Annotated in this window: 6 protein-coding genes; 3 read left to right on the top strand and 3 right to left on the bottom strand. The window is 64.9% G+C overall.

Translation table 11 applies throughout. The features are described from left to right. Nucleotides 1-169: 169 nt before the first annotated feature. The 3 genes from AC0L3C_RS32045 to AC0L3C_RS32035 form a co-directional block, all read right to left on the bottom strand. Complete coding sequence (locus AC0L3C_RS32045; RefSeq protein WP_473409941.1) at nt 170-1786, bottom strand: phosphoenolpyruvate carboxykinase; 1617 nt, start codon at nt 1784-1786, stop codon at nt 170-172. A 301-nt stretch (nt 1787-2087) separates the two neighbouring features. Beyond that, entirely contained in the window at nt 2088-4682 is a 2595-nt protein-coding gene (locus AC0L3C_RS32040; RefSeq protein WP_473409940.1) for a CHAT domain-containing protein, read from the bottom strand. Nucleotides 4683-4745: 63 nt separating this feature from the next. Beyond that, nucleotides 4746-5495, bottom strand: coding sequence for a HugZ family pyridoxamine 5'-phosphate oxidase (locus tag AC0L3C_RS32035; protein WP_473409939.1), 750 nt, complete (start codon nt 5493-5495; stop codon nt 4746-4748). Between the two features lie 242 nt (nt 5496-5737). Here AC0L3C_RS32035 and AC0L3C_RS32030 point away from each other — a divergent pair, with 242 nt between their 5' ends. The 3 genes from AC0L3C_RS32030 (at nt 5738) to AC0L3C_RS32020 (ending at nt 8882) form a co-directional block, all read left to right on the top strand. Further along, on the top strand, nt 5738-6439 hold the full coding sequence (locus AC0L3C_RS32030; RefSeq protein ID WP_007597749.1) for a response regulator transcription factor: 702 nt from the start codon (nt 5738-5740) through the stop codon (nt 6437-6439). A 116-nt stretch (nt 6440-6555) separates the two neighbouring features. Continuing rightward, nucleotides 6556-8361, top strand: a complete 1806-nt coding sequence (locus AC0L3C_RS32025) for a stimulus-sensing domain-containing protein (protein ID WP_473409938.1) — start codon at nt 6556-6558, stop codon at nt 8359-8361. Further along, complete coding sequence (locus tag AC0L3C_RS32020) at nt 8358-8882, top strand: HPr kinase/phosphorylase (protein ID WP_473409937.1); 525 nt, start codon at nt 8358-8360, stop codon at nt 8880-8882. The genes AC0L3C_RS32025 and AC0L3C_RS32020 overlap by 4 nt, the downstream gene beginning before the upstream one ends. The last annotated feature ends 126 nt before the right edge of the window (nt 8883-9008 follow it).

Genomic DNA, 9008 nt, shown 5'->3' with positions numbered 1-9008 from the left:
CCCCCCCCGCCGCCTTTTCCCGGGGGCTCTCGACCCCCCCCCGCGCCCCCCCCCCGGGCCCCCCGCGCCCCCCGGGGGCGGGCACGACACTGAGGGTATGGTTACACTCGCGCAAAAACAAAAAAGAGCGGCCTCACGGCCGCCCCTTTACATTCCAGCCAGAGAGAAACTACTCCGCCGCGAGCTTCACGTCCGGCGCGGCCGCGCGCACTTCGGCGTCGACCTGGGCTTCGAACTTGGCAAAGTTCTTCTGGAACATGCCGACCAGCGCGCGGGCGGTCTTGTCGAACTCGTCCTTGTCCTTCCAGGTGTTGACCGGGTTGAGTATCTCGCTCGGCACGCCCGGCAGCGCGGTCGGGACCGCGAAACCGAAATATTTATCGGTGCGGAATTCGACGTTGCGAAGCGAGCCGTCGAGCGCAGCGGTGAGCAGCGCGCGCGTCACCTTGATCGGCATGCGCGAGCCGGTGCCGTACTTGCCGCCGGTCCACCCCGTGTTGACCAGCCAGCAGTCGACATTGTGCTGGGCGATCAGGTCGCGCAGCATGTTGCCGTAGACGCTGGGGTCGAGCGGCAGGAAGGGCGAACCGAAGCAGGTCGAGAATTCCGGCTGCGGCTCGTTGCCGAGACCGCGCTCGGTGCCCGCGACCTTGGCGGTGTAGCCCGACAGGAAGTGATACATCGCCTGCGCCGGCGAGAGCTTGGCGATCGGCGGCAGCACGCCGAAGGCGTCGGCGGCGAGCATCACCACGTTCTTCGGCTGCGGGGCGCGGCCGGTGCGCGAGGCGTTCGGGATGAATTCGAGCGGATAGGCCGAGCGGGTGTTCTCGGTCTTGGAGCCGTCGTCGAAGTCGACCACGCGGGTGTCTTCGTCCAGCACGCAATTCTCGAGCACCGCGCCGAAGCGGGTCGAGGCGGCATAGATCTCGGGCTCGGCTTCCTGCGACAGCTTGATGCACTTGGCGTAGCAGCCGCCTTCGAAGTTGAAGACGCCGTTCGGGCCCCAGCCGTGCTCGTCATCACCGATCAGCGTGCGGTTCGGATCGGCGGACAGCGTGGTCTTGCCGGTGCCGGACAGGCCGAAGAAGATCGCGGCATCACCCTTGGCGCCGACATTGGCCGAGCAATGCATCGGCATCACGCCGCGCTCGGGCAGATAGTAGTTCAGCGTGGTGAAGACCGACTTCTTCATCTCGCCGGCATAATAAGACCCACCGATCAGCACGATCTTGCGGGCGAAATCGATCGCGACGACGTTCTCCGACTTGCAGCCATGGCGCTTCGGATCGGCGCGGAAGCTCGGCATGTCGATGATGGTGAGCTCGGGCACGAATGCCGAGAGCTCGACCGCCTCGGGACGGATCAGCAGCGTGCGGATGAACAGCGAGTGCCAGGCGAGCTCGGTGAAGACGCGGGTCTTGATGCGATAAGCCGGATCGGCGCCGCCATACAGGTCCTGTGCGAACAGCGACTTGCCTTCGGCGTGCTTGAGGAAGTCCTGGTAGAGCGTCTCGAACTGCTCTGCGGTGATCGACTGGTTGCCGGCCCACCACATCTTCTTGTCGGTGGCGGCGTCACGCACCGTGAATTTGTCCTTGGGGCTGCGGCCGGTGAACTCGCCGGTGTCGGCGCAGAGCGCGCCATCGGCCGACAGTACCGTCTCGCCCGCAGAGAGCGAGTATTGATAGAGTTGCGGCGCACCGAGGTTCCAGTGAACCCGCTTGAGATTCTTTAAGCCGAATTTGTCGGCACCGAAGGCACCGTTGCGCACGCCCGTCTCTTGCACGAAAAATCCTCCTAGAACCCACTCAGCGCGATCATGCTTGGCGCCGCCGCGGTCACCGTGATTACAGGCCGTTCGGCCTCGGTTGGAACGACCTAATACTGATGAACGCTGGCGTTGCCAAGCTGATCCCTTAGGATTTGGTTTATTCAAGGACCGCGCCAAACGTCGCGCATGTCAGCTCTGAGCAGGCGCATCAAAAAATCAACAATGATCGCGCAACCAAATAGGCGTTTCGGCGTTTCCCAAGGTTATTGCGACGCACAACGCCGAATACGGTCTCGATGAAATTTCCAAGCCCACCCTATCGTACCGCGCCTTCGCCGATCAGCGCGAAGGGCCCCCACATCGCAGGATAGGCGTTGCGCGGTGACGAGGTGTCGTCAACATAGGTTAACATCGCGCGGCGCAAGGCCTCGGCACGGCCGATTTTTGGTTCGCTTTTGAGCAGCTCGAAAGTCATCGTGGTCAGGCGGGTGGCAGCCTCCGAATCCACGGCCCAATGCGAGACCAGGAGTGCGCGCGCGCCGGCATAGAAGAACGAGCGCGCCAGTCCGGACAGGGCCTCGGCGCCCGGCTTGTCGCCCGCGATGGTGTTGCAGGCCGACAGCACAACCCAATCCGCATTAAGCTTGAGCAGAGCGACTTCACTCGCGGTGAGCAGACCGTCGTCGAACTCAGTCGGCTGATCGGGAATGGAGAGCGCGAGCGAGGGCTCACCCAGTCCCTTGATGTCCCCGGCAACGAGGCCGTGGGTGGCAAAGTAGATGATGCCGTATTGAGCAAGCGCTGCACGCTTGAGCGTCGTCTCGCTGGCGTCGCGGCCGAGATGGATATCGGCCTCAGCAGCCCCGACATCCCTGGCCACCGCGTTCAACTCATCGGCGGTATCAGGCAGTTGCGGCAGCGCCTGCGCAAGCCGTGCGCGATCGACGCCGGCACCGCGCCAGAAATCACTATAGGCGATGGTCGCGATGCTGCGCGCGGCGACCTTGCCGTTCGCCGCGCGCCGCTCGGCGGTCCCTTCCAGTGCAGGATTGAACACGGGATCGCCGAAGCCGGTCATCGGCTTCACGCTTTGGTCCCGGCGCGCGAAGGCGCGCAGCGATTTCAGACTGACCACCGAGGGCAGCACCGAGACGGCCTGACGCCGCAGCAGCCAGGCAGCGCCGCGATAGCCTTCGAGCGTGTCCGGGATCGCAGCCTGCGGCTTCTCGGTGACGAGCAGATGAAACGGCAATGCGGTCAGCGCAGCCGACGGCACCACCAGCAGGCTGCGCTTGTCCTTTGTCAACGCCTCGACCGGACCGAGCAGCGCGACATGGAGCTCGTTGGCGAGCGCGAGATCGAACAATCCGGATTTGCCGGAGGCATCGCGCGCTTTGCCGACGTCGAGTCCCTTGCGGAATGCCGTCACCTTCTGCGTCAGCGCATCCGCGCCGAGTGGAATCGCCTTCCAGTCGACGCCCTCGCGCGTGATCGCGATGACATAGCTCTGCTTGTCGACGACGGAGTAGAGCACCATCGCCTCGTCGGCCGACAGCAGCAGCTGAATGTCCTTTGCCGTCAACGGCAGGGGATTGGAGAGCGACGCGTAGTCGGGAAACTCGACCGCGAGCGTCTTCTGCAAGCCCGCACGCTCGTTGGTAATCGTTGCAATCCGCGCGCGGCTGCGCTGCTCGCTTGCGAGATCGCGCTGCGCGGATTGCTTCGAGACCGCGGTGACGATCGCCTTGTCGAGCGCCTCGGACTCAGCCGCGAGATCCTGGTCCCGGCGCACCAACTCGGCGAGCCGGTCGCTGCCGGCGGCAAGCCGAACCGCGAGCTTGTTCACGGCGGATGCGGCGGAGGATTGCGTGCCGCGCTGGATCGCGGCGAGGGCCTCGTCCAGCGCCTTGTCGCCGGCCAGCAGATCCTGTTGCCGTGCGGCGAACAGGACCGGCAACACGACGCGCAACTGGGCGCGATCGCCCCGAAGTGTCCTTTCTGCGAACGGCAATGCGTCCGCGGCGCGCCCGGCCACGTAGAGGAAATAAGCGAGATTGCTGGTCGACGTCATGACGTCAGGATGATCGGGCCCGAGCGCATTTTCGCGGATGACCAGCGCGCGGCGATAGAGCGGCTCGGCGTCGCCGTAGCGCTGCTGGTGCTCGTAGAGGCCGGCGAGATTGTTCAGCGAGCGGGCAACATCGGGATGATCCGGTCCCAGCACTTTCTCCCGGATCGCCAGCGAGCGCTTGATCGGCGCTTCCGCGTCCGCATCGCGGTTGAGATCGCGATAGACCTGGCCGAGATTGTTCAGGACCGTGGCTACTGCCGGATGCTCGGGGCCGCCGGCCTTCTGATAGATCGCGAGCGCCCGCTGAAACAACGGTTCCGCGTCGGCATAGTGCTGCTGTTTCACATAGAGCGTGGCGAGATTATTGAGCGACTGCCCGACATCGGGATGCTCCCGCGACAATCCCTTCTCGCGAACGGCGAGCGCGCGCCTGAACAGCGGTTCGGCCTCAGCGTAGCGGCTCTGCCGCTGGTAAAGCGCGGCGAGATTGCTCAGTTCGGCTCCAATCAGCGGGGTTTCGAGACCGAGCGACTTTTCCATCAGCATGATGGCGCGCTTGTAGAGCGGCTCGGCCAGATCGTCGTGGCCCTGACCGGCATGAACCTGGCCGAGGTTGTTCAGCGCCGCGGCGAGCTCGCGACCGGTGTCGCTCTTCTCCAGGTTCGCGACCATGCCTTGCGCCAAAGGCAGTGCTTCCGAATATCTGCCGGCGCTCATCAGTGCGTTGATTCGCGCGCTCTCCGCGGCGAGACCTTTTTGGGCAACGCCAGGCGTGACTAGCGATGCGGTGATCGCGAGCGCCAAACCCGCAACCAGCGTCAGTCTCTTCCATTCTGCCATGACGCTCTCGCCGCCGCCTTCAGACCGGTAACGAACTTGGGTCGCGGCGATGGGCAGCAGCGTTCAATGTGTTGCGCTCTCGTCCATCCTGGTGCGCGCTTCGCCGGCGAGTCGAACCAGCATCTTGCGCAGCGCGGTGCCATCAGCCACGCGCTCCGGGAAGTCCAGCCGCAAGGCGGTCTGGCCGTCCTGCATGTCGAGGCCCTCCGGATCGCAGCCGGTGCAGCGCCAGTCGCCTGCGGCAGCGCCGAGCAGCTTTGTTGCATAGAGGCCCATGGCGTCGCGGTGGTCGGCATTCATGTGCTCGACCGCCCCCTCCTCCGCCGCCAGCAATTCCTCAGCCCCCGTGAGGTCGGTCAGGAATTGCTCCGGCTTGAGGTCGACGATCCGGCCGAAGCCGGCGACCAGATGGGTTCCCGTGGGCCGAGTCCGGAAGAAGGAGAAATCCTTAAACGAAACAAAGGCCTCCGCGGAGGGATGGGCATTGAGGTACCGTCGCCGGAGCAGATCCTTGTCCGCATCGGCCGGCTCGGCATGGCCGGACAGCATGATCCGGGCGCCCTCCAGCGGATCACCCGCCGCCCGCTCGTCCAGCATCAGGGACACCCGGCTGTCGGCCAGGATGTTTTTGGTGTGCACGGCCAATCCCGAGATCAGCAGGATCGGAGAGCCATCCGGGTGGCTGGCCAGATTGACCAGGGAACAATAGGGATCGCCGCTGCCGGCCATCAATGTCGCCAAGGCCCCCTGCCGTGACCGCCGCAGCAGCGATTTGGCGAGCTTTCCGGGGTCGAAATCGGGGGTCGGTTGCATCGGCTTTCTCGGGTCAGGTGGTTGCATGGAGGGCCTTTTTTCGGGTAAACCGGGGCCTGATTATGGGTCGAGACGCGGCGAATCTGCCGTGTTTCGTGGAACTTGGTCACACTTCAGCCTAGCTTGCATTGCTCGGTGACAAGGTTCGAATGCCAACATCGGCACCCATGTATGCGGCGCATCAGTGGATTGCTCGCCGTTTTCAAGCCACGACCCAAACGGAAAGCAGAAAGCAGAGGCTCATGCCCACAATCGCTTTGGTCGACGACGACCGCAACATTCTCACATCCGTCTCGATCGCGCTGGAGGCCGAAGGCTATCGCATCATGACCTATACCGACGGCGCCTCCGCGCTCGACGGTTTCCGCACCACCCAGCCCGATCTTGCCATCCTCGACATCAAGATGCCGCGCATGGACGGCATGGAGACCTTGCGCCGGCTGCGGCAGAAATCCGACCTGCCCGTGATCTTCCTGACCTCCAAGGACGAAGAGATCGACGAGCTGTTCGGCCTCAAGATGGGCGCCGACGACTTCATCCGCAAACCGTTCTCGCAGCGCCTGCTGGTCGAGCGCGTCAAGGCGGTGCTGCGCCGTTCGGCGCCGAAGGACCCGACCGTCACGCCGAAGGAGAACGACGCCAAGGCGCTCGACCGCGGCCTGCTGCGCATGGATCCTGAACGGCACACCTGCACCTGGAAGAACGAGCCGGTGACGCTGACCGTCACCGAATTCCTGATCCTGCAGGCGCTCGCGACCCGGCCCGGCGTGGTGAAGAGCCGCAACGCGCTGATGGACGCCGCCTATGACGACCAGGTCTATGTCGACGACCGCACCATCGACAGCCACATCAAGCGGCTGCGCAAGAAGTTCAAGGTGGTCGACAACGAGTTCGAGATGATCGAGACGCTCTACGGCGTCGGCTACCGCTTCAAGGAAGCCTGAGGCGCACGCGCCTCCACGAAAGACCGAGAGCATCGCCGGTTCTGATTCCATCGGCACCGGGATGGCTCTAGGATGCGGGGACCTTCGCACGAGCTGTCCTAACGCGGGCGTGAGCATTGCTTGACCGAACGCAGCCTGACGAGAACCAGAACGCCGAGGACGCCAGCGCCCACGGCGCTCCGGATCAATTGGCCGAGGACAAGCCGGCCGTGCAGGGCTGGCGTCCGCTGAACTGGCTGAAGCGCGCCGGGCAGTTCTTCTTCGCGCTGTCCTTCTCGAGCCTGACCCGCCGCATCGTCTCGCTCAACCTCGCCGGCCTCGTCGCGCTGGTGGCGAGCATCCTCTATCTGTCGCAATTCCGCGCCGGCCTGATCGACGCGCGCGCGCAGAGCCTGCTGGTGCAGGCGGAGATCATCGCCGGCGCCATCGCGGCCTCCGCGACGGTGCAGACCAACGCCATCACCATCGACCCCGACCGGTTGCTCGACCTCAAGCCGGGCGAGACCTATGGCGGGTCGGACGAGTATTCCCCGCTGGATTTTCCGATCAATCCGGAGCGCGTGGCGCCGGTGCTGCGCACGCTGATCTCGCCGACCAAGACGCGCGCCCGCATCTACGACCCGAACGGCAGCCTGCTGGTCGACAGCCGCAGCCTCGATACCGTGGTGCGCTTCCCCCTGCCTTCGGTCTCCGCCGAGAAGCCGGGCGTGGTCGAACGCGGCATGGTCGCGGTGCGTACCTGGCTCAATCGCGGCGACCTGCCGCTCTATCGCGAGCTCGGCCCCGAGAACGGCAATGGCTATGCGGAGGTCGGCGACGCGCTCCAGGGCCAGAAGCGCTCGATGGTGCGGGTCAATGCGCGCGGCGAGGTGATCGTCTCGGTCGCGGTCCCCGTACTGCGCTCGCGCGCCATCCACGGCGCGCTGATGCTGTCGACGCAGGGCGACGACATCGACCAGATGGTCACCGCCGAGCGCCTCGCCATCCTCAAAGTGGGCGGCGTCGCCGCCGCCGTCATGATCATGCTGTCGCTGCTGCTCGCCAGCACGATCGCAGGTCCGGTCCGCCGGCTCGCCGACAGCGCCGAGCTGATCCGTCGCCGCATCAGGACCCGGGTCGAGATTCCCGACTTCACCCGTCGTCGCGACGAGATCGGCCATCTCTCCGGTGCGCTGCGCGACATGACCAGTGCACTCTACAGCCGCATCGAAGCGATCGAGATGTTCGCCGCCGACGTCGCGCACGAATTGAAGAACCCGTTGACATCCTTGCGCTCCGCGGTCGAGACGTTGCCGCTGGCGCGCAACGAGAACAGCCGCGCGCGCCTGCTCGAGGTGATCGAGCATGACGTCAAACGGCTCGACCGGCTGATCTCGGACATCTCCGATGCCAGCCGTCTCGATGCCGAACTGCAGCGCCAGGATGCGATCCCGGTCGATTTGCGCCGCCTGCTGACGACGCTCGTCTCCGTCGCCAATGAAACCAAGCTCGGCCATGACGTCGCGGTCGAAATGCGTTTCGAGGGCCGCAGCCCGACCGACAATTTCGCCGTGACCGGCCACGATTCGCGGCTCGGACAGGTGGTCTCCAACCTGCTGTCCAACGCACAGTCCTTCTCCGAGCCCGGCAACAAGGTGCGCCTCACCTGCCGCCGCGTGCGCGGAGAGATCGAGATCGTGATCGACGACGACGGCCCCGGAATCCGCGACGACGCGCTGGAGCGCATCTTCGAGCGCTTCTACACCGACCGACCTCATCAGGGCTTTGGCCAGAATTCCGGCCTCGGCCTTTCGATCTCCAAGCAGATCGTCGACGCGCATGGCGGACGCATCTGGGCCGAGAACCGCCCCGGCCCGGCGGACGAGGACGGAGCGCCCAGTGTTGTCGGCGCGCGCTTCGTGGTGAGGCTGCCGGCGCTATGAGCGACGGCGGCCCCAGCATTCACGCCTCGGCGGTCAAGGTTGGAGATCTGGCGGTGCTGATCCGCGGGCCCTCGGGCTCCGGCAAGTCGCGCCTTGCCTTCGATTTGATCATGGCGGGACGTAGCGGCGTGATCGAAAGGGCCGTTCTGGTCGGTGATGACCGTGTCCATCTGGCGACAGTCGGCCGCGAAATTGAGGTCCGCCCCGCTCCGGTCCTGGCCGGCATGATCGAGATCCGGGGGCTGGGAATCCGCCGCTGCGACTTTGTGGAGCATGCGACCGTCGGCCTCGTGGTCGATCTGGACGCGGCGGATGCGGAGCGGCTGCCGCCGGCCGAATCCCTGAAAACAGCCATTTTAGGTGTCGAAATACCGCGAATCCCTGTGGGCCGCGACTATTTGCCCCTCCCTCTGGTTGTCGCGGCCTTGACCACTACCAAGAGTTCATCTTCCGTTAACCCTTCCGGCGATTGTTTGAAGGGAAATGGTAACCATATGAACCCCACACTCGCGACCGAATAGACCGGCGCAGCTCCCCTTATCCATCCGTCTAGATTCAGGGAGATACGCAACATCCCCTCTTGCGCGGGGGCTCTGGATGGTCAAAGTGGCGCGTTCGTGCGGTGCACCAAAAGCGCCCGCGAGGAG

Source organism: Bradyrhizobium sp. WSM4872 (genome assembly GCF_055811715.1).
This window is presented reverse-complemented; position numbering and strand designations above follow the sequence as displayed.